The organism is Algoriphagus iocasae (genome assembly GCF_014206875.1).
GTDB classification, from domain to species: Bacteria; Bacteroidota; Bacteroidia; order Cytophagales; family Cyclobacteriaceae; genus Algoriphagus; species Algoriphagus iocasae.
Map to the genome: position 1 here is coordinate 79,706 of NZ_JACIJO010000006.1, position 22,690 is coordinate 102,395.

Annotated in this window: 16 protein-coding genes; 6 read left to right on the forward strand and 10 right to left on the reverse strand. The window is 38.7% G+C overall.

Going from position 1 to position 22,690, the window contains the following annotated elements; translation table 11 throughout:
* The first annotated feature begins 33 nt into the window (after positions 1–33).
* Positions 34–1,671, forward strand: a complete 1,638-nt coding sequence (locus FHS59_RS22550; RefSeq protein WP_184498538.1) for a M28 family metallopeptidase — start codon at positions 34–36, stop codon at positions 1,669–1,671.
* 31 nt (positions 1,672–1,702) lie between these two features.
* Here FHS59_RS22550 and FHS59_RS22555 read toward each other — a convergent pair whose 3' ends face one another.
* From FHS59_RS22555 to FHS59_RS22585, 7 genes are all read right to left on the reverse strand, one after another.
* On the reverse strand, positions 1,703–2,269 hold the full coding sequence (locus FHS59_RS22555; protein ID WP_184498540.1) for a mycothiol transferase: 567 nt from the start codon (positions 2,267–2,269) through the stop codon (positions 1,703–1,705).
* 17 nt (positions 2,270–2,286) lie between these two features.
* On the reverse strand, positions 2,287–2,670 hold the full coding sequence (locus tag FHS59_RS22560; RefSeq protein WP_184498542.1) for a VOC family protein: 384 nt from the start codon (positions 2,668–2,670) through the stop codon (positions 2,287–2,289).
* Position 2,671: 1 nt separating this feature from the next.
* Complete coding sequence (locus FHS59_RS22565; RefSeq protein ID WP_184498544.1) at positions 2,672–4,558, reverse strand: DUF4153 domain-containing protein; 1,887 nt, start codon at positions 4,556–4,558, stop codon at positions 2,672–2,674.
* Positions 4,559–4,651: 93 nt separating this feature from the next.
* Complete coding sequence (gene tamL / locus FHS59_RS22570; RefSeq protein ID WP_184498546.1) at positions 4,652–6,940, reverse strand: translocation and assembly module lipoprotein TamL; 2,289 nt, start codon at positions 6,938–6,940, stop codon at positions 4,652–4,654.
* Entirely contained in the window at positions 6,930–11,888 is a 4,959-nt protein-coding gene (locus tag FHS59_RS22575; protein ID WP_184498548.1) for a translocation/assembly module TamB domain-containing protein, read from the reverse strand. The genes tamL and FHS59_RS22575 overlap by 11 nt, the downstream gene beginning before the upstream one ends.
* A 265-nt stretch (positions 11,889–12,153) precedes the next feature.
* Positions 12,154–12,588 (reverse strand): VOC family protein, encoded by a 435-nt coding sequence (locus FHS59_RS22580; protein WP_184498550.1) that lies wholly within the window; start codon positions 12,586–12,588, stop codon positions 12,154–12,156.
* A gap of 48 nt (positions 12,589–12,636) precedes the next feature.
* Complete coding sequence (locus FHS59_RS22585; RefSeq protein ID WP_184498552.1) at positions 12,637–13,221, reverse strand: hypothetical protein; 585 nt, start codon at positions 13,219–13,221, stop codon at positions 12,637–12,639.
* A gap of 173 nt (positions 13,222–13,394) precedes the next feature.
* Between FHS59_RS22585 and FHS59_RS22590 the strand changes: the two genes are divergently transcribed.
* From FHS59_RS22590 to FHS59_RS22605, 4 genes are all read left to right on the forward strand, one after another.
* Positions 13,395–15,773, forward strand: coding sequence for a TonB-dependent receptor (locus FHS59_RS22590; protein ID WP_184498554.1), 2,379 nt, complete (start codon positions 13,395–13,397; stop codon positions 15,771–15,773).
* On the forward strand, positions 15,773–16,939 hold the full coding sequence (locus FHS59_RS22595; RefSeq protein WP_184498556.1) for a PepSY-associated TM helix domain-containing protein: 1,167 nt from the start codon (positions 15,773–15,775) through the stop codon (positions 16,937–16,939). Before FHS59_RS22590 ends, FHS59_RS22595 begins: the two co-directional genes overlap by 1 nt.
* Positions 16,940–17,079: 140 nt before the next feature.
* Positions 17,080–17,619, forward strand: a complete 540-nt coding sequence (locus FHS59_RS22600) for a hypothetical protein (protein WP_184498558.1) — start codon at positions 17,080–17,082, stop codon at positions 17,617–17,619.
* A 73-nt stretch (positions 17,620–17,692) separates the two neighbouring features.
* Positions 17,693–18,802 (forward strand): endo-1,4-beta-xylanase, encoded by a 1,110-nt coding sequence (locus FHS59_RS22605; RefSeq protein WP_184498560.1) that lies wholly within the window; start codon positions 17,693–17,695, stop codon positions 18,800–18,802.
* A gap of 50 nt (positions 18,803–18,852) precedes the next feature.
* Here the strand turns inward: FHS59_RS22605 and FHS59_RS22610 are convergent, their stop codons facing one another.
* The 3 genes from FHS59_RS22610 to FHS59_RS22620 all read right to left on the reverse strand — a co-directional run bounded on the left by FHS59_RS22610 (position 18,853) and on the right by FHS59_RS22620 (position 21,907).
* Positions 18,853–19,758 carry an NAD(P)/FAD-dependent oxidoreductase gene (locus tag FHS59_RS22610; RefSeq protein WP_184498562.1) on the reverse strand — a complete coding sequence of 302 codons (906 nt, stop codon included), beginning with the start codon at positions 19,756–19,758 and terminating at the stop codon, positions 18,853–18,855.
* Positions 19,759–19,827: 69 nt separating this feature from the next.
* Complete coding sequence (locus FHS59_RS22615; RefSeq protein ID WP_184498564.1) at positions 19,828–20,550, reverse strand: 3-ketoacyl-ACP reductase; 723 nt, start codon at positions 20,548–20,550, stop codon at positions 19,828–19,830.
* 142 nt (positions 20,551–20,692) lie between these two features.
* Entirely contained in the window at positions 20,693–21,907 is a 1,215-nt protein-coding gene (locus FHS59_RS22620) for a hypothetical protein (RefSeq protein ID WP_184498566.1), read from the reverse strand.
* 175 nt (positions 21,908–22,082) lie between these two features.
* Between FHS59_RS22620 and FHS59_RS22625 the strand changes: the two genes are divergently transcribed.
* Entirely contained in the window at positions 22,083–22,607 is a 525-nt protein-coding gene (locus FHS59_RS22625) for a sigma-70 family RNA polymerase sigma factor (protein ID WP_184498568.1), read from the forward strand.
* Positions 22,608–22,690: the final 83 nt, after the last annotated feature.

Below are 22,690 nucleotides of genomic sequence, written 5' to 3' on the forward strand. Positions count from 1 at the left end.
TCTTTAGATTTAAGAATACCAAACTCTAATTACATGAAAGTCCGGATATTAGGTGCACTATTAGCTGTTTTTGTTTTTTGGGGCTGCAACCCTTCAGAAAAGCCAAGCTACAAATTTCAAATTTCAGATCTCGAACCTCAGTTGAGCAAACTTGCTTCGGATGAATTTATGGGAAGAATGCCATTCACCGAAGGTGAAAAAATCACAGTGGATTACTTGGAAAGTGAATTCAAGACCATGGGATTAGAACCCGGAAATGGTGATTCTTATTTTCAGGATGTATCCTTGGTTTCAATAAAAACTATTCCTGCTGCAGAAATGACCGTAAGCTCAGGGAATGAGACAGTAAGTTTTGAAGGATTAAAAGACTATGTGCTTTGGACTCAGCGAACAGACTCCTTGGTGAGTTTTGAAAATGCTGAAATGGTATTTGCAGGTTTTGGAATTGTCGCCCCGGAATATGGATGGGATGATTATAAAAACATAGATGTCAATGGGAAAATAGTGGTGGTTTTAGTCAATGATCCCGGTTTTGGAACAGAAGATGAAGCCTTTTTTAAAGGGAATACCATGACTTATTATGGTCGCTGGACCTACAAATATGAAGAGGCAATCCGTAAAGGAGCTTTGGGTTGCTTGATCGTTCATAATACTATTCCGGCGGGCTATGGATTTAATGTGGTGCAGGGAAAATGGAACTCTCCTATTTTATATCTGGATGGAAGAGGAGCAGACAATTATAAACCAGCATTTGAAGGTTGGGTGACTTTACCTACCGCAAACAAGCTTTTTGAAATGTCTGGTCTCGACGGAAGAGAATTGCTTGCTAAAGCTAGAAAAGCTGACTTTCAGGCAATTCCGATGAACCTAAAAGCGAGTTCGTCAATGAATGTGGTTTCAGAATACAATGTTTCTAAAAATGTCATCGCCAAAGTTACTGGTTCTAGTAAGCCGGAAGAAGTGATTGTATATACGGCCCATTGGGATCATTTCGGAATTGGTGCTCCTGATGAAACTGGAGATAGTATTTACAATGGGGCATTAGATAATGCCTCGGGAACTGCGGCACTTTTAGCTTTGGCGAAAGCATTTAAAACCGACCCTCAACCTAAAAGAACTGTTGTGTTTTTAGCTGTTACTGCGGAGGAACAGGGGTTATGGGGTTCCGCTTATTACGCCCAGCATCCGATTTACCCAAAAGAAAAGACCGTTGCCAACATCAATATGGATGGAATTAATCCTTATGGAAAGATGAAAGATGTTTCTTTGATTGGGATTGGTCAATCGGAGATGGAAGATTTATTGAATGTGGAGCTGGAAAAAGTAGGAAGATATTCAGCTCCGGATCCGACACCTTCTGCGGGTTATTATTTCAGATCAGACCATTTCAATTTTGCGAAGATCGGAGTGCCGGCTCTTTATTTCAGCAATGGTATTGATCATTTTGAAAAGGGAAAAGAATATGGAAAAGAAATGGAAGAAGAATATGTGCAGAAGTATTATCATAACCCATCCGATGAATATGACCCAACAAGATGGAATCTAGAAGGAGCCGTTGACGATGTTCAGCTTCTTTATGAGGTTGGAAAAAACTTGGCGAATTCGGATACTTGGCCGAAATGGAAACCAAATTCTGAATTCAGGGCAATCCGTGAAAGTTATATGAAATGAATAAAGGCAGCGTTTAGCTGCCTTTTATATTTTACTTCGGTAATCTCGAGCGGATCAGGGCAATTTGTCCCATATGGTTGGATTGATGCTCCATCACATGAAACCAAGCCCAATGGTTATTTGCTTTAGAATCCTTGATTTTAGATGCAAACCACTTGTCGTCTTTCTCTTTTAAAAGTTCTTTGGTATCGGCTCTCACTTGATCCCAGATTTCAAAATAGTAAGAAATAGGTTTGGCCTGAAAAGTCTCCCGGGCATTATCCCCCAGCATCAATCCGGTCATCCATTCTTTCTCTTCAGCTTCATTAAACTCCCGATTTTCAAATGTGTAAACCTGGTAAAACTTCTCAGTGGCAGCTAAGTGCATAATTATCGCCCCGATTCTATTTGCCTGATCATCTAGCAGGAAATCAACCTGTTCTTGGTTCATGCTCATCGTCAACCGATGGATTCTACCTTTGATATCGTCCAGCATGGCTACCATATTGCCTATGTCCTGAGAATATCCCTTAGGGGGTTCAATCTGCTGTGCTAAAACTTTTACTTGGAAAAAAAGTAAAGCTGAAATAGCAATTGTAAAAAACTTGATTGTTTTCATTTTAAATGGTTTAAAGTTTAAATAGTGAGTTCAATTGAATTGCCTTCTGGATCCAATATAACGCTTTCAAAGTACCCATCGCCAGTTGTTCTAGGTTCACCGATAATTTGAATTCCCGCCTTGCGGAAAGTTTCAGTGAGGTGGAGGACATTTTCCTTACTACCTGTGGAGATAGCTATGTGAGTAAAACCAAAGAGATTATTTTTTTCAGAATGATTTAGTAATCCCGGTTTATGCATTAATTCGATTCGGGCACCTGACTCGAAAGAAAGGAAATAGGAGGTGAAGTTTTTGATTGGGTTATGATATTTTTCTCCAGAGGAAAGATTAAAATAATGACAATAGAAATCTTTCATCATTTCTAAGTCTTCTACCCAGAGTGCCAAATGTTCTATTTTCATTTTAGTTTTTTTTGCCGATTAAAATGACTCCTGAAAACTGATCTACTTTTCCATTTTCGCCTCCATTGTTGTTTAAAGAATGAAAAATGATCCTCAGTTGAACTGATTCATCACTATAATTGAAGGAAACTTCTTTTTCTGACAATTCCCCAACATGGCCAGAACCGAATTTATTTTTCAAATCATCTGAGAAAGATGCAAGGTCTAATTGCACCGAACTATTTTCTAAACTGAAATATAACTGTTGTGTTTCCGGATCAAAGTCCATATCAGCCTCCACACCTGCTGGAAGAGTCCATTGATGTTTGTAGTTGCCTTCATTTGAATAAAAGTTGAATTCATAATCAAATCCGGTTATGATACGAATACTTTCTTGTTCTATAGCATAAGAGAAATATTTATCTGAAGGGTAATCCTGACCAATCAAATAGTCAGGAATAAATTTTAATCCCATTGACTCGATGACAAACTGACTATAGTCTATATAAAAATAAATCCTATTTTTTTCTGAAGCTTTCCTATATAGTGCTGATAAATCCTGCTCAAACCAGTCCAATACCGCCTCTAAACCATGATAGTCTTCCAAGTATTGGACGATGGAGTTGACTTCATCCAATGCTTCTGCATCCAACTGATTTGTGCTTTTAGAACCTATCGCTTCAAATTTATTTACTTCTGTAACTTCCCATTTTACTTCCCTTTGGATCTTACCATCTCTTAGAATGTTTTCCTCCTGAAGAATATTTTCCAAGCGATCCAGCTGATTATATTCACTTAGGTTGAACATGCTCCAAGGACCAAATGCCCCGAAAATCATAAAAGCAGCGAGCGAAATAGGAATTGTTTTGATTTTGGCTTTTCCAAAAATGAAATAAAGTGCAATAAATGTGAGCCAAATGCCCATTAATAAAATAATGTACCGATTGACCGTCAATCCATATTCCTGAACGCGTATTCCGATTGCCAGAAAAAGTAAAACTATCAGCGGGAATAATAAAAAATAGAATGCTCGGTAAAATGTTTTGATCCAGGAACTTTCCTTCAGATCTCGTATAGGAAATAACAGGAGATAAGTAAAAATGCCCAAAACGGAAATTGCAATAATCATGTAGCTCACGATACCTTTTGGCCAATCCCAAGTCAAGATGATTTTTCCTCCATAAAAGTAGAGGATGGTCAAGTAAACTAGTAAAAGAGGAATTAGGATAAATTGTGTAAAGACCTTCAGTCCTTTTGGATAGCTTTCAGGTGAAATGATTTTTTCTTGATTTTTTGGAATCCCAGCCAAGAAAAACCAAGTGTTGAACAATCCCATGACCAGAATAAAGATTTGAAAATAAGTTTCGGGTTCAATTTTAAGTGAGAAAAGTAAATGGATGGCACCTAATGCCAGGGAAATGCCGGTATAAAGTACAATTGAATACAAAGCCCCAAGAGCGATTCTGAGAAAGAGACTTTCATTGAACTTCCAAAAAGCATGGTCTTCTTTTTCTTTCAAATAGCCGACAAATGCAACTAGCAGATGCGTTGTGAGATTATATACCAGATACCGAATGTATGGGACCCTTGTAGTAGTAAAAGTGTTTTCTCGTGGGAATGATAAAAATATGATTATCAGAATAATAAGAGCTATGACCCATCCTATTTTTTGATGGGTTGGCTTGAGTTTTTTCTTTTCAGAATAGATGTCTATACAGAAAAATAAAGGAATGCCCAGTGCAAAGGCTAGCAGTAAATTGACTAATTCCAGGTTTTGTTGGAATTGGTCTATCTCTATGAGATAAATAAATAAAAATGAACCGAATCCAGCAGAAACTAAACTTAAAGGGAATCTATTGATCGCTGTGACAGCATCATTTTGGAGTTGGCTTAACGAAGGGAATTTCATTTGGGCTAGATTTATTAGAAAAATAGTTTATTCCTTCTGCCAGAAAAAGGAAAACGATTCAATCTTTATTAATTGATGTTAAGCCAGTATTATTTAGAATGGATAACCGATCGCAAAATTGAAAATCAGGTTTTCTCTTCTCCAGGTTTTACTACCGATATCAAAGTTATTGCCCCAGCGAGATCTTTCATCTCCATAAGGTACGCGGAGTGGTGTGGCCAAATCAAATCGAATCACAAAAAATTGGATATCCACCCTTAATCCAAAACCTGTACCTACCGCAATTTCTTTCCACCAGTTGGAGCTGAATTTACCACCCGGCAGAGCCTCATTTTCATTCATCAGCCAGATGTTTCCCGCATCCATAAATAATGCTCCTTTCAGAAAAGAAACAATAGGGAAACGATACTCGATGTTACCTTCTAATCGGATATCTCCGGATTGGTCAAAATAAGAATTATTATCAAAAGCTTCTGGCCTATAACTTCCCGGACCGATCGATCGAATTCTAAATGCTCTAATGCTATTTGGGCCGCCAGAGAAATATTGCTTGGCATATGGAAGTGATGAAGAATTGCCAAAAGGTGCACCCAGACCTGCAAATAATCTCGTTGCAATGGTCTGTGTTTTGGTGAAATTAAAGTGATATCTCAGGTCCAGATCTACTTTGCCATATTGGGCATATTCCAATCCGAATACCTTTCCATCATCTTTGCCAGATATTTTTTCTATGGCATTTATAGTGTTTCCTGCAAAATCAAGCCCGAGGCCGAAAAAGTATCCATGTTCGCGGAATCGATCATTCAGTTTATTGTAATTAAAAGTGTAATTGATACCAGCAATAAATGTCTGTTCGAAACTTCTTTTTAGGAAAGGGTTGCTGTTCAAAATTTCATCAAACTCTGGAGAGGATTTCGAAAGATTGATGATACTGATGCTAATAGGATTGAGTTCATGGTATGCATAGGTATTGGCATTCCAGAAGTAGCCATAGGAGGTCGAATAGGAATTGAGTCTATAAAGTCCTCCTCGACTGAGATATTCTGTACCAAGACTAATTTTTGTTTTTGGTACGGAATAGCTGAATTTTTCTTTGATAGGAACGAAAAATATGACTCTTGGGAAAATTAAATCACCTCTTAGACCCAGTTCCAAAGAGTGTAAATTAGATCGATCTCCGCCCGCGATTTGAAATTCATATCCTATTTTTCCCGATAGGTTAAAGGTCTCTCCGCCATTAAACAGATTTCTGTTTCTATAAACTAGATTCAAAGCTGGGCCTGCAAAATTATTGGATTTAGAAACACCCAATAATTCTGCTCTGACGGATCGCTTAGTCATAGGGGAGAGGTAGAAATTGGCGGCTAAATGGCCAATAGAATCTTTCTTTTTTAACTCCTCATATCGAAGGTTTACGAATTTATAATTACCAATAGAGCTTAAGCGGTTGCTGGATAATTTTGATTTGTTTGGATCATAATATGCTCCTTTTTCAATCAAGATGTAATCTTTTAGCAACCTCGGTTTGAATACCAGATTCCCTTGAATGAAATCTTTTCCATCCAGGGAAACAGTATCCAACTTTTCAGCACTTTCATTTAATGAGTAATTTGGGAATACCTGGATTCGATCCACTCGGTAGGGTAGAAGTCCATTTTCAGGCACTTCCTTTTTCAGTCTTAGGTATAAATTAAACTGTCTGGATGAATCTGAAATATTAGTGTCTGCTTCAAAAATGAGGTAATCATTATTAAAGTTATAGTAGCCTTTTTGCTTTAATCCTTCGTCCAATCGCTCTCTCTCTAGGTTCAAGGCATTTAAATCAAAACGACTTCCGGATTTTAATTCTGTCTCCGGTAATAGACTTTGGATGTCATGCTCGATTTGTAAGGAATCTCTATCCAAAATAAAGTCTTTTAACAGATAAGGGTGGGAAACAGTGGTAGAATAGGTGACTTCAGCAAATTTCTTCCCTCTGGTTTCCTCAGAAGTTGCAGTTCCATAGAAAAAACCTCTGTTTTCCAGCCTGTTCAAAATCAACTCTTCTGTTCGGGAAGGATTTACCTGACTCATGTAAACAGGCTCTTCACCGAATTTCTTATTCATAAATCGAATAATAAACCCAGGTTTATCTTTCTGACTTTTGTAATAAGACCAAAGTCCGACATACATTCCCAGAAATTTTGAATTGGGCTCTGGTCTTAAAAGTCCATTCAACTCCTCTTCCACACTCTTGAAATCTTCGATGTCGTCTGGTTTTTCTATTTCCAGAGTTGCACCGGTATACAGCAGTTCATTTTCAGGGATGAACTTTTTGATCTGGCATCCGCTCAGCCAAATCAATAATCCTATGCAGAAAATGATGCTTTGTTTAATTTTCATTTTCCTCCTTTTTTTCTTGCTTTTCTTTCAGTTCATCAATCGGATTTGTCTTCTGTTCATCTTGAACAGGTGCTTTCCAAATCTCATTGAATTCATTAAACTCACGATTGAAAATTAAACCGGCTCCAGTGACCACTAGTTGACCATCGATGATACTTTCGAATTGATTTTTTCTGAATGCCCTGATCCTCCATCTTCCATCCTCGGTCAGCATATATTCAAAACTGATATTTGCCAAAATTGAGTTGGCTTGCTCGGGATTTTGAGGGCTACCTTCGAGATCTACCTGACTTCCTACCTGCACGATAAGTCTATCGTCAAATAAACTTTGCTGAGCATTGATGTTCAAATCGGTTCGGTATTGACTACTACCTGATTGATAATCTTCGTAGGAGTTTACATCAAATCCAACTTGGAAACCGCTGTCACCAAATAATTTATTTGAGAGGGCATTCATTTGATCTGAAAGAACCTGGCTGGCACTATTTCTCGCGATACTTTCTGCACCTCCATTGGATCCATCACTTCCCTGAGAAGGGAAGAATCGGTTCAATACGAGAAGTGAAAACACCTGCTTGTTTAACTCATCCTCCTGTTCGTTCACTTGAAGCACTTGAGAATATACATTACCTCCAAAAGCATTTCGCTCGTTTTCCGGCATATCAAGCGTAAAGGAAATTTCAGGTTTTAATAACTCACCGGCTACGTTTAGGTATACTAAAAATGGAAGCCTTCTTTTGTATTGAGATTTGGTTTCCTGATTACTGCCTGTCAACTGTGAAGTCATCAATTCTGTGGCAGAAGTTTCCACTTTATAGATCGCTCTTATGTCCATCGTTGCATCCATCGGATCGCCATTCCAGGTGATTCTACTTCCCGGATCAATCAGGAATTTCTTACTGATCAGATTATACAAAGACATCTCATAGTGTCCATCGGAAATTTCATAATCTCCGCTCAAGGTTATTCTTCCATTTGGATTGATGTCCATCTGTAAGTTGGCCTCTCCGGAAATCAATAAATTGTCACCGGTTTTTGGATCTATAACTACTGTGAATTTTGCTTTGGGATCAGCAGTCAGCATTGCCTGAATGTCGTATCCGGAAAATGCGGAAGTAGTTTCTTCCACTTGGGCTGTCAATATGTCGTCGGGATTTTCTTTGTTGACAAAAAGGACGACCCCGTCTCTTTCTACAAGATCCAATTGGGATTCAGGAATGATTAGGGTTAAATCTGTATTTTCTTTGATGTTGAGATTTGCTTTGACCACAGGAAGGATTAAATCACCGGTGATTTTGACATCCGCATCGATGGTCCCTTTTCCATAAATCAACTCGTTTTCTTCATCTGTGGAATTGACCACCATGAAGTTCTTGGCATTGAGTTGTAGGTCAAAAGCAGGATTAGTCAAGTCTTCAGTAGTGATCTTGCCATCAATGGTGAAAGTATTGTTATCAGCATCTCGGACGGTGAATTGATTCAGGTAAATCCCGTCATTATCAACAGATAATTTCTCATCAGAAAGCAGGTATTTAGTGCTTAGCTGTGCAGGTACAAATGCTGCATCATGAAATTGGAATTCTCCCTGGTATTGAGGTTCTGCTGTGGTACCACTTGCTTTTATTTTGCCTTCTAGATAACCGGAAGTATTTAGAATTTGATCTTGGGAAAGTGCGGCGATTTTTGTCATTTCCGCTTTGATCAGATTGATGTCAATATCAAAGTCTCCTCCGGACTCGTTTGCGGAAAATTCACCATCAACATCCAAATCTATCCCGTCATCTCTTAACTCAAGTGCGAGAATGTAATTGCTTAGACTCTTTGCTGTCGCCTTTAAATTTAAATTTCCAAGAGGTACTCCCACAGCTTTTAAACTATCGATTTTCAATTCTCCCATCAGGCCAATCGCATCAAACGGATTCTCTACAACCAATTGTCCTTCTAATTTTCCCCCGGCAATAATCTCTTCAGGATTCAACAAGCTGGTGATGGTCGATAGCCTAAAATTCTTGAAAAGCAGGGCAATGTTTTCGTCAGTATATCCTTCGATATTCCGTTCAATCGTTAACTGTTGAGTGTTTTGGGTAAAATTGAAATCCTGAAAATCCAGGTATTTGTCTGCGTAAAGCACCTGATTTGTTTCTGGGATATTCCAATTGGCTTTTTTAAGGACTAAATCTTTTGGATCAATGTGGACACTGACAGTATCACCAGTCAATCCAATGTCTGATGCGACATGAAATAGTAAAGAATCTTTTTCGTATGAACTGAAATCAAAATAGATTCTTGAGTCCTTCATTTCTCCATTTAGGAGCGTTTTATCCATCTGTAAAGGTCCGGATCGCAATGCCATAAAGCCAAAATCCAAACTTAAGCTATCGTGATTGGAGATCATATCCAGGCCAAGGCTGTCGATTTCCGTCCCCGAATAATTGATGTATGGGAAATCAATCGTTGCTGCTAAAGAATCTATGTCTTGAAAATATGCGAGTTGGATGCTGCCGGAATCCAGCTGCTCCAGTCCCTGAAGTAAAAATTCATTTAAAATAGGATCTTCATAAATGGAGAAATCCATTTGCATCACAATGCTGCTATCCAAAGGAATATTAGTGGAATCTCGCTGCCCTAAATAATGTAAAAAGTGGTTTTCTAGAGCTTGTGCCAAAGCGGCAGGATTGGTATTGGTATTTAAATAGCCATCTGCGATTTTACTCGATATGGAGAAACTCGTCGAGTCGGGACTAACCATCGCCTGAATGTCTGCTTGACCTAAAGGGAATGTGTTTTTATCATAGAGGATTAATCCATCATACAATTTAGTAGTGACTTTAAAGTCCTCAAGATTTCCTTCGAAATCAACATCCAATTTTAATCTTGCCCTTGATTCTTTTCCGGATAATCCGAGTTCTTGAAAATCCACTCCTTTGAGATCAAGACTTGCGCTGATTTTGGAATTGACAGTGTCTAGATCTAAGGTGCTTTCAAAGTCGAAATCCAAATACTCAGAATCTAATAAAAGGCTGATTTCTCCTTCGCCTTGAGTCATTTTTCCATCCAACTGGAGACCAGCATAATTTTGACCAAAGAGTTCAAGTTTTTCGAAGTTTGACGTCAAACTGGCATCAAGATCGTTTAATGAACTTCCGCTTCCCTGCGCTTTCAGTCCCATAGACAAAGTGTCGAGATCAGGGTTTTGAAGGATAGTTCCTAACTGGAGTTGATCAATATCCAGATCTAAATCGAAGGCAATATGATCGGTGTCTTGATATTTTGCGGCTAAGGAAATGGAGCCAAGGTCTGTTACAAGTTTTAAATCCGAAATGATATCAGATAAAGTCCCTTTTGCACTTGCTTGGATTTGCAGCTCATTAGGGTACTGAATCCCAAAATCTGATTCATTTGCAAATCGATTGATCGTTTCCCGATTGCTTCTAAGTTGGATTTCGGGTAAGTCAAAGTAAAGCGAGTCAATGGATAAAGTATTGGAAACACTCCCTTTTACACTTGCTCTGGTTTCTCCCCAGTTGGCAAGAAAATCCTCTATCTCAAGTTCGGATAATGTGCCAGATATTGCCAGCTGACCTTGAACTGGGTTTCTTGCGATTTCCTGAATCAAAGTGTCGGTTTTCAATTCAGGAGCAAAGAAATATCCATCTCTAACGTCCAAAGAATACTCTTGAATATCCAGTGCTACCTGAGATTGATCAGGATTTTCGATTAAGTTTTGCAGAGAAGAATATCCGATTTTAGAATCTAAAACCAAGCGGCTTTTATTGGTTTCCACATGGAATTTCTCAATTTCCAAAGTTCGCTTATTCATAGCTAATACAAAACCCAAGTCTTTCAATTCAAAGCCACTTCCTTCTTTAAACTTGAATTCTTCCAGATTCAATGTCAAGGATTCTTTATCCAATAAGATATCAGAACCTTCAAAATTGAAGTTTTTCAGTTGGATGACCTCGGGGTTAAATTCACCTGAACTTGCCGAGATATCTTTTGTCTTGTAGTCAATAGTATTTTCGGCAAGTTGGATTTTCTTCAGATTCACATTCCATTCTGGCCAGGTAAAACTAGCTGTATCCGTTTCAGTGGTAGAAGTTTCTAAAGGAATAGAAAAATCATGAAATAGGATGTTTGATTCATTCAGAGTGATTTCGTCTATTTCGACCAGTTGTTTTGCGAGGTCCAATTTTGGCATCGCCAGACCTAAGGACTGGATTGCAAGCTGGGCTTTTTGTTGGTCTACTTGATTGTCATAATCAAGCTCCACATTATCCAAACTAAGCTGTTCAAGACGGACGACTGGAAGAGTTGATTCAGTTTGGCTTTCTTCAGTTTCTTCGAAAGGTTTGGTTTGCTTGTAAGTTATTTTTGTGTTGGAAAGGGAGACGGTTTCTATGCCGAAAATGAATTTGTCCAAATCCAAATTCGGGATCTCCAGTTCAAAGACACCCATTTTTAACGAGGCATCAATGCCCATGACTTCATCCAAATATTCGATATCGAAATCTTTTAGTTTGACGGGTGATAAGGAAATGTTTAATGGTGAGGATTCTGCTGTAGGTGCAGTATCCACCGTGTCTTTAGACGTAGTTGCAAAAGCATCAATTAAGTATTGAAAATTATAGATGCCGCTTTCTTCAGATTTTTTTATTCTTGCGGTCAAACCTTCCCATTCAAACTTACTCACATGAATTGCACCATTTCGGATCAGCGGAACCAACGCCAAACCAGCTTCCAATTCGTTGGAATATAGCAACGTGTCTCCTTTTACATCAGAAATGTAAAAATCCTCCAAGTAGATATTCCCTGAAAAAGTGATGAAGAGTCGCTGAATTGAAATGTCAGCACCTGTTTTATCCTGAAGGTAAGAAACTGCTTTGTCCACAATGATTCCCTGACCCCAAGGGCTACGGATAAAAAGTATCAGGACAAATAAAAGGATCAAAATTGAGCCTAAAACTATGCCGGTGATCTTGAGAAATTTAATCAGGTACCTTTTGATAATGACAGATAAAAGAATGTGCCTACTACGAAAATTAACTTTCAAATCGTAAAGACCAAGAAGCAAGCCAGAATCTTGCTGAAATGATAAAATTTAAATCATTTTCTCGGGAAATAATTAAAAATATCTTCGGAATAACCACAAAATCCTAATGCCACAATGAATCTAAGCAGCATTAGGATTTTTTGAGATCAGATTGAATTTGGAATTATTCTTCTCCTTCTTTCAAATTATAATTGACCATCCAGCCATTTCCGTATTTATCGATAAAACTTCCAAAGTAAGAACCCCAAAATGCTTTTTCATAAGGCATTTCTATTTTGCCTCCTGCAGACAATCCTTCAAAGAATTTTTCGCCTTGTTCTTTACTGTCTGGCATCAGAGAAATGTAATTGTGGTTGCCCACGTTCAGCTTATGTCCCAAACTTGGCATGATGTCACTTGCCATGATTTTCACTTCTTCAGAGATTTTTAAAGTAACGTGCATCACTCGATTTTTCTCTTCATCAGACAAATGGTCGATGCCTGGAATTTCAGAGAAGTAACTGAATCCGCCATCAAAATCTCCTCCCAAAATGCTTTTATAAAAGGTGATGGCTTCCTTGGCCTGTCCATTAAAGTTTAAATAAGGATGAATTTTCATAGTTTTTGGGATTTAGTTTATTAAAGAATCAGAGATGAAATTTACTATTTATAACTCTATTTTATCAGCTTTAAAACTCAAAGCTGACAATACCAGTCCCACTAAAACAACTCCACAGGCAATTGTCCAATTCAGATAAGAAATTTGGATTGCCACTAGCTGAAGAACAAAACCGGCCAGCCAAACCAAATGACCATTTCTAGTTCTTTCCATCCTTTTTTTGATAGGATACCGAAGGGAGTTCTCATCAATCAATGGCCTGAAATAATCCCTGTATTGCCAAAGCAAAAAGAGGTTCAGAAGCATTAAAAATCCAAGTACGATAGGAGTGCCTCTCCAGTTTAAAGAAATGGTGACCATCAGTATATTTCCTATCAGTGGAATCATCATGATGCTCCCAAGTAATTTGTATCTAGTGGTGACAAGTAAATAGCCGATGAAAATCTGGCTATAGGCAATAAATTCCCCATAAAGTCCCAGTCCATAGGGTGTTAGTTCCTCAATCAACCAAACCGGACCTATCCATCCAAAAAACTGATGCTCGTAGAAAAGTTTAGCCATTCCTGCTCCCCAAAAGGTAAACCCTAGAAAAATAGAAATGCCCTGGATCACAAATGGAGTTAGCTTTTTCATATGGTCAGTTTATCGAAGATAAAAATATTCAAATCCTCCAGAAAGAGCGTCAGATAAATCGGAATCTTTTGGGGGAAATTATTTTTTAAATTTCTTTAGATTAATTCTAAATAAGTCTTGTTTAGAATTAATCTAAGTAATAGGTTTGTGGCAGATTTGATAAACAAACCAATATGAACCGCATAAGTATACTTCTCTTAAACCTCTTTTTCCTGTGCATAGGAAATGTTTTTGCTCAATCTGCAAGCATCAAAGGAACAGTAACCACCTCCGACAAACAGCCCATGGAATTTGTCAATGTGGGTATCAAAGGCCTAGCTAAAGGCCAGGCTACCGATAGAAATGGATTTTTTGAAATCAAGAATATTGCACCCGGAAACTATACATTGTTTGCTTCCTTTGTTGGCATAGAAACCCAAGAGAAAAGTGTACAGCTTCTTGCTGGGGAATCAATTTCTGTAAATTTTATCTTGGCAGAAAGTTCAACAGATCTCGCAGAAGTGATTGTTACTGACCTTTCTTCCAATAGATTTTATGCGGATAGTAACTTTACAGTAGGGAAACTGCCATTGACTGACCTTCAGAATCCGCAGGTTTACAACTCTATTTCCCAAAAATTACTGAAAGAACAAGTGGTGACCAATATGAATGATGCCTTAAAGAATGCTACAGGTATCACTAGACTTTGGGAATCGACTGGACGTGGTGGTGACGGAGCTGAATATTATTCCATGCGTGGATTTGCCGTCCAGCCAACTATGGTGAACGGAATGCCAAGCTTGAACAACGGTGGTCTGGATCCTGCAAACGTGGAAACTGTAGATGTCATCAAAGGTCCATCCGGGACACTTTTCGGTAGCTCTGTGATTTCTTATGGTGGTTTGATTAATATCACAACCAAGCGTCCGACGGATACTTTCAAAGGCGAAGTCGGGTTTATTACCGGAAATTATGGACTGAACAGAATCACCGGTGATGTGAATGTCCCATTGAATGAAAACGCTTCCATGCGTGTAAATACGGCTTATCAGTCCAACAATACCTTTCAGGATGCAGGAGGAAGAAACTCGTTTTTCTTTGCACCATCATTCAAGTTTGAAGCCAGCGAAAGACTGAAATTCTTGATCAATACGGAATTTTTGAACTCCAATTCTGTGAATGCACCGATGATTTTCCTCAACAGAAACAACCCATTGACTTTTGACTCAATTGATCCTTTCGAGCGGAATTATGAGAAATCTTTTACAGGAAATGAGCTGAGCATTAATAATTCTTCTTACGCACTTCAAGCACAGGCTTTTTACAAACTTTCTAACACTTGGACTTCCCAAACTGTGGTTTCCAGAAGCTCAACCAAAACTGACGGATATTATCATTACTTATTTGACGGAAGTGACGGAGATTCATTCTACAGATATATTTCTGATAGAAACGGCCAGACTGTAACTACTGATATTCAGCAGAACTTCATCGGTGATTTCAACTTGGGTTCCATGAGAAATAAGATGATCATAGGATTGGATTATTACGATGCAGATCTTTTAAATAGCAGCACTGGATGGGTAGGAAATGGCGTGGTGACGCTTTCTGATGGAAATGACACCGGTGTTTTGACCCAAGCTGGTGTGGATGATTTGCTGAAGGATTCCTTCGAAGGAAACTCCACAGGAAACACACGCATCATGAGTGCCTATGTATCTGATGTGATCGAAATACTTCCTCAGCTTTCGGCTATGGCTAGTGTGAGAATTGATAATTTCAAGAACGAAGCTTGGGGAACTGATACCGAAGAAAATACCCAAACTGCAGTTTCTCCAAAATTCGGAATTGTATATCAGCCAGTGAAAGACAAGGTATCCATCTTTGGTAACTACATGAATGGCTTTGTGAACATTGCTCCTGTAAATGTAAGCGATGCAGACGGTACCAATACCCGACTAAAAACTTTTGATCCTGAGAAAGCCAATCAATTGGAATTTGGGGTGAAAACCAATCTTTACAAAGACAAGATCTCAGCTACTGCAAGCTATTACAATATCACCGTTTCTAACCGAGTGATGACGGATCCTACAAATATCAACAACTCCATCCAAGGTGGGGAAGTAGTCAGCAAGGGTTTTGAATTCAGTGTGATTGCAACACCTATAGTAGGATTGAATCTGGTAGCTGGATTCAGTACAAATGATGCCGAAGTGACGAAAGATTATGCAGAAAGTGGCTATTTAGGACTTCGTCCTGAGGAAGCAGGTCCAGAAAACCTCTTTAATTTCTGGGCAAGCTATTCCTTTTCTGCAGGTACCTTGAAAGGCTTCGGGTTAGGATTTGGGGGAAATGCTGCCAGCGAATACCTCACTATGAATAGAGCAAATATCGGGAGCTTTGCGCTTCCTGCATATCAGGTTTACAATGCTTCCCTTTCCTATACTGGTTCCAGATATTTCTTGGCTTTGAAAGTGAACAATTTGACAGATCAGAAATACTATTCAGGCTGGTCTACCGTGACTCCGCAGAACTTGCGTAATGCATCCATCAGCCTTAATTATAGATTTTGATGAATTTTAAAAAGACCATAAATAAACTACACCTCTGGCTCGGACTATCATCCGGGCTTGTGGTGTTTATAGTTGCAGTGACTGGTTGTATTTACGCTTTTCAGGCGGAAATTAAAGATTTGACCTACTCATTTTTGTTTGTTGAGCCTCAGCAAAGTGCTATTTTACCACCGAGTCAGATCAGCGAAATTGCACAACAGGCTTTTCCCGAAGGACATTTGCACGCAGTGCTCTATCCAACAAAAGAGCGTTCTGTGCAGGCGATTTTTTTCAGTTATGGAGAGGGAAATGACCATTACCAGATCGCCTACATCAATCCCTATTCTGGTGAGGTGCTGAAGCTCAAGGATGAGTACGCAGACTTTTTTCGTATCGTTTTAGACGGGCATTTTTATCTTTGGCTGCCTCCTGAAATCGGTCAACCTGTAGTGGCTAGTTTTACCTTGATTTTCCTTTTTATGATCATTTCAGGGTTGATTCTTTGGTGGCCAAAGAAAAAGAAAAACCTAAAGCAGAGTTTGAAAATCAAATGGGATGGAAGATGGAGAAGGAAAAATTACGATTTGCATCAGGTGCTGGGCTTTTATACGATGGTATTCGCTTTGGTATTCGCGCTTACCGGATTGATTTGGGGATTTGCATGGTTTAGGGAAGCTGTTTATTTCACTGCTTCTGGAGGGGATCACTTTGTAGAGTATTACAATCCAGCTTCAGATTCCACTGAATCTTATCAAGGGGAGATTCCAGCGCTGGATGCGGTATGGATGAAAATGAATGCAGAATATCCCAATGCTGATTGGATAGAGGTGCATCCGCCGGAATACGAAGGTTCGGCGCTTGCAGCTAACGCCAATCCAGATGCTTCGACCTATTGGAAATCAGACTATCGATATTTTGATCAGAACACGTTGGAGGAGATCCCTGTCGATCATTTTTATAATAGATTGGAAGAAGCAAATGTTGCCCAAAAATTGATGCGGATGAATTATGACATCCATGTTGGGGCAATTGCCGGACTTCCAGGCAAGGTGCTGGCGTTCCTTTTAAGTGCCATTATTGCTTCCCTTCCTGTGACTGGCTTTTTGATTTGGTGGGGCAGAAGGAATAAAGCGAAAAAGAAAGCAGTGAAAACAGAAAACAAGGAGTTGGTGCTTTCGAAGGTTTAAAAATTATGTGATAAGGAAAGGTTGTAAGGTTTTACAGCCTTTTCTTTTAATGGTAGTTTTTGACCTTTTCATCGAAGCCAGAAGTGTTTAGGTTTTCGCAAAATTGCCTATTTTGGTTCCCTAAATCTTTTTTTTAAAAAATGGCATCAGCAAGCGAACTAGCACCGGGAAGCAAGCTTTCCCACCCAAAATTTGGCACAGGAATGATTCTTTCTGTGGATGAAACTTATTATAAAATCTATTTCTATTCCACAGAGGAAGTGAAAACATTGGCCAGGGACTATGAGGGATTTACTATTGAAGATGCGAAAGTCCCAGACTTCCCAATGCTCACAATGAAAGATGTAGAAAAAGCGATTCGAGAAGCCTTGCTGCAAACTTCAGAGAGAGCTCCAATTGTGCCTTTAGGAGGGAAATGGATGGGAGGCAATGTAGTCTTCGAACCAAATGACAAAAATCTTCAAACGAAAGAAATCCCAATGGAGACCTTCTTTCATAAGATTGTGATGGTTAGGGAGAAACTTCGTGTGTTGGAACAAAACATCAACAATCATCCGAAATTGGATGATGAAGATCGGGTGCATCTTCAGCAATATATCACGAGATGTTATGGTTCTTTGACCACATTCAATGTTCTTTTTGCCTATAAAGAAGATCAATTCAAAGGCAGCGGATCCTAGGGGTATGATATAAGATTTTGGATTTCGATTTTTCGACTCCTGTAGAAAAAGATTGCCTTAAACCTATTTAACCATGATCAAAAACACGATTCTTTTCTTAGTAATGACCTTGCTTTTGGCTTCTCATAAACCAAAAGAGCAAGGCTTGAAAGATATTTTTAAAGAGAGTTATTACATAGGAGTTGCCCTAAATGGCAGGCAAGTGAATAGCGATGATCCAAAAATAAATGAGTTGATCGCAAATAATTTTAACAGCCTCAGTCCCGAAAATGGATTGAAATGGGCATTGGTTCATCCCGGTCCGGATCAATACAATTTTGAGTTTGGGGATGCCTACGTTGCTTTAGGTGAAAAACTTGGAGCATTCACGATTGGCCATTGTTTGGTTTGGCATCAACAGGTGCCAAATTGGATTTTTGAAAACGAAGCGGGAGAATTGGTGAGCAAAGAGGTTTTGTATGGAAGAATGAAAGACCATATCGAAACAGTGGCTGGCAGATACAAGGGGAAAATCAATGGTTGGGATGTGGTGAATGAGGCTTTTAACGAAGATGGAAGTTTCCGGGAATCCAAATGGTTTCAGATAGCAGGAAAGGATTTTATCAAAGAGGCATTCCGAAATGCACAAAAAGCAGATCCAAAAGCAGAGCTTTATTACAATGATTACAATGTTTGGAGAGCTTCCAAACGCAAGGGGATTTTGGATTTTGCGAAAGAAATGAAAGCCGAAGGAATTAAAATTGATGCCATTGGCATGCAAGGTCATTATCAGCTGGAATCACCGACTTTGGAGGAAATTGAGCAAGGAATCATCGATATCCATGAAGCGGGATTTAAAGTGATGATCACGGAATTGGATGTGGATGTGCTGCCAAGACCGAGAAGGGCAGAGGGAGCGGATTTGAATATGAACTTTGCAAATTCAGATGAATACAATCCCTATAAAGAAGGGATTACTTCAGAGGCTAAAGCGAAATTGGCCCAGCGCTATGCAGATATTTTTGCGATTTATGAAAAGCACAAAGACAAAATCACACGAGTTACATTTTGGGGTTTAAGTGATCGAAACAGCTGGTTGAATAACTTCCCTGTTCGGGGAAGAACCAATTACCCTTTGCCTTTTGACAGGAACTTGGATCCCAAAAAAGAGGTGTTTGAAAAACTATCCGGTGTGGTAAAATAATCAAGAACGAAAAAGGGCAAATCATTTAATCGATTTGCCCTTTTTATTAATTAGAAACTTTCGTCAATCAATTCCTTGTTGCAGGCAGCTCCGGCCATGGTTCCAGAGGAAACCGCAAATGCCACCGATCGAAACATATTGGTATTATCTCCACAGGCAAAGATCCCTGGGACGTTGGTTTTATGAAATTGATCAATTTCCACATAGCCATTTTCCTTTAGTGCACAACCCAGTTCTGAAATCAAAGGACTGCTTTGCTCAAAATCAGGTTTTGCATATAGTGCATTAATTTTTTCCTGCGATCCATCCTCGAAAACCAAACTTTGAATTTTTCCATCTTGATGGATGATTTGGCTTATTTTCTTTTCTGAAATAGTGACCTTTTTGGATGTTAACTTCTCTGATTGCTCTGAAGTTAAAGTCGATTTTCCATTGGTATACAACGTCAAATCTTTTGTCCAGTTGGTGATCATTTTTCCAAATTCAAAACCAAAATCACCATTCGCTAAAATCCCGGTTTTTTCATTTCTTACTTCATAGCCATGGCAATAGGGACAATGAATGACAGAGATTCCCCAGCATTCTTGGATGCCAGGAATTTCAGGAAGAATATCCTTGATGCCAGTTGCAAAGATGAGTTTCAATCCTGAGAAGGTGGACCCATCATTTGTTTTGATTAAGAAACCGGGATCGCTTTTAGATGCTGAAATTACGGTGTCAGAATAGAAGGAAATGGTTTTATAAGCTTCTACTTGGGCTCTGGCCACTGACGAAATTTCGAAAGGTGTTTTGCCGTCTTGCGTTAAAAAATTGTGCGAATGCGGGGTTTGCCGATTACAGGGTTTGCCAGCATCAATGACCAGAACCTTTCTCAAGGACCTTCCTAATGCCATTGCTGCAGCAAGCCCTGCATAGCTCCCGCCTATAATGATTACTTCGTATTGATTGCTTTCCATAGTTTGAAGGGGTTTTTAATAGTTAAGCAACCAGTACAAATGCAATAAAGTTGCATTTGAAGAATATTTTTATGGATTAGTTGACCAGAGGCCTACTTCCTTCACCAATGCACGTTTTGGCAATTTTAGATGCGCTACCAACAATTCAGCAAAATCTTCTGGCTGCAACACTTTCTCTGGATTTCCATCAGTTAAATTATTGTCCATGGCTAGGTCTGTTGCAATGGTACTTGGGCTCATGCTGAAAACACGAATATCTGATTTTCTTACTTCCATCATCAGTGATTCAGTCAGTCCGTTTAATCCAAATTTAGAGGCACTATAAGCACTTGTCATCGCATTTCCTTTTTGGCCGGCAGTGGAGGAGACGTTCACGATATCCCCTGATTTTCTTTCCAGCATTCCCGGCAGAACTTCATGGATGACATAGTACACGCCAAAAAGATTGACTTTCACGATATGTTCCCACTCGCTGACATCGAGATCCAAGAATTTGCCAAACTTGCCCGTTCCGGCATTATTTACCAAAATATCCGGTACTCCAACTTCTTGATTCAATGAAGCGATGGCAGTTTTCACGCTTGAAAAATCTGACTGATCAGCCACGGCGATTGCCACTTTCAATGAGGAGTCAATTCCTGCAACTTCCTCTTTTACTTTGATTAGATCGGATTCTGTTCTGGAAAGAATTGCCAAATGAACTCCCTCCTGGGCCAAAGCTATTGCAACTGCTTTTCCTATACCTTTTCCTGCGCCTGTAATCAGCGCTGTTTTTCCTTTTAGTGATTGCATGGATTTTTTAGGTTCTTTAATGAATGTAAAACAACAATTCCCGAGTTGAGTTCAGGAATGTCGCTAATAATAAATCAAGAGGAGATTTCTGCATAAATGATTTACAAAATTCCTAACAAAATGAGTTGAACAAATAGGTTCATTAATTATCAAAAAATTGGAGTATCGTGAAATTTTCAATTTCAATTTCCCCTGAAGATTTTGTTTCTATTAATTTTTTAGAGATCCCTGCATTTGATAAAAATAGGTGGGAGAAATCTGAAAGAAAAAATGGATGAGCTGTTACTAATTCTTCAGGAACCGTTAGAGAAAATGAAGTAGCTAGGCCATTGATACTCCAGCTGAAAGAGCGGGAAGAGGGTAATCCATTCGAAACGCTTTTGGAAGATTGGAACCCTACACTATAATACTCCGCATCCTCTACTGTAGATTCAAATTGGAAATCTGAGATCGAGTTTTTGGCAATCTTTATTTCTTTTAAATCTAAAAATGAGATCTGAGATGGTGGACTTCCTATTTTAGAATAAATAAAGGATACATTTGGATAAGATGCCTTGTTTATAGTGATATTCGTACTGTACTTTTTTATTTCACTAGTATAAAGAAGTTGAAACTTTTCTTTTTGACTATTATAATATCCGTAATTTCCGAAGATAAAATTTGGATAAATCTTTCCATTTCTTTCTTCCAAACTTTTGATGTTATAATTGAAATAGTAGTAATCTAAATTTGGGACTTCCAAAATAATGTCAAAAGCCTGCATTTGGTCGTATTGAAGGGTATAGGTTTTATCTTTTTGAGGATTATCTAAATAAGAAAATCGTCTTTCAGTGCCTTGGTTCGCAATAACCATGTATCGATTTACTCCAGAAAACAATTTAGCATTCTCATCATAGAGATTAGTAGAGACGGAGAAATCAGATATCCAATCCTTAGCGGTCACAAAAACTCCAATGGGCTCATCATTATCATTGGCTCTTACTTTGAAAGTGCCAGTTTGAACGGGGGCCGTTGATTCTCCTATTTCTAAAATCATGTCGAAGGTCAAATCCCGATTGGTAAATGTGCTCATATATTCCTGAAGACCATATTCACCTTCACGGATGGTATAGGTACTTACGAAATAGTCTTTGCTTTTGTCAACGTCGAATTCTACCGTTTCGCCATTATGGATTTGGTGAAAGCCAAGTGCCGTACCAATCGAATCATGTAAGATGACATACATCACTTCATTGTCTGCTATATAATTAATGGCTTTAACTTTGAATTTGTCAGATGTTGTTGAGTTGGGTTTTTCACTTTCAACGCAGGAAAGGAGCATAAAAATGCTAATAGCTAACGGAAGGATTCTTTTCATTGCTCAAAATTAGGATTTAGTTTATAATGTAAGCTCAGTCTTTCAAATAAAAGATTTGGAGGAATCCTGTGGTTGGTTTTTGGGTTGAAGATAATCTGTTAATAATATCTTAATCTTCCATTTTACACTTTAGTCGGCCTGAGATTTAATTTTGGAGGAAATCTTCATCAGGTTTATGGCCACTTTTCAGAATCCAGCTTATTTCGAGCAAGTCTTCAAAGATCATTGGGAGCTGATGTATCAAAGTGCCTATCGCAAAATCCCAGATCAAACTACAGTGGAAGATATTCTGCAAGAGGTGTTTATAGATATCTGGCAAAGGCGCGAATCCCTTGAAATCAGGATGAGTGTAAAAGGGTATTTATTGACTGCGGTCAAATACCAAGTCATGAAGCATTTTGATTCGATTGAGAAAAATCGAATGATAGCCATATCAGAAATGCCTGACTTATATGAAGAAGAGATACAGAGTTTGGATGAAATTTTTGATCAAATAGAGGTGGCAATGGATATTCTACCTCCGAAATCCAAATTGATCTTTAAAATGAGCAGGATAGAGGGATATTCAGTCGAGGAAATCTCTGAGAAACTTAATATTTCTCCCCAAACGGTTCATAATCAGATCTCTAAATCATTAAAAATAATCCGTGGTGAGCTCAAGCATTTAACCCCTATCGTATTATTATGCATAGGGGGTTAAACTTGAAACTGTTACCTCAAAGTTATTTTTTGACATCAAAACATTCACAAATACTTAATAAAAATCAGCGGTAGTCGGACAGG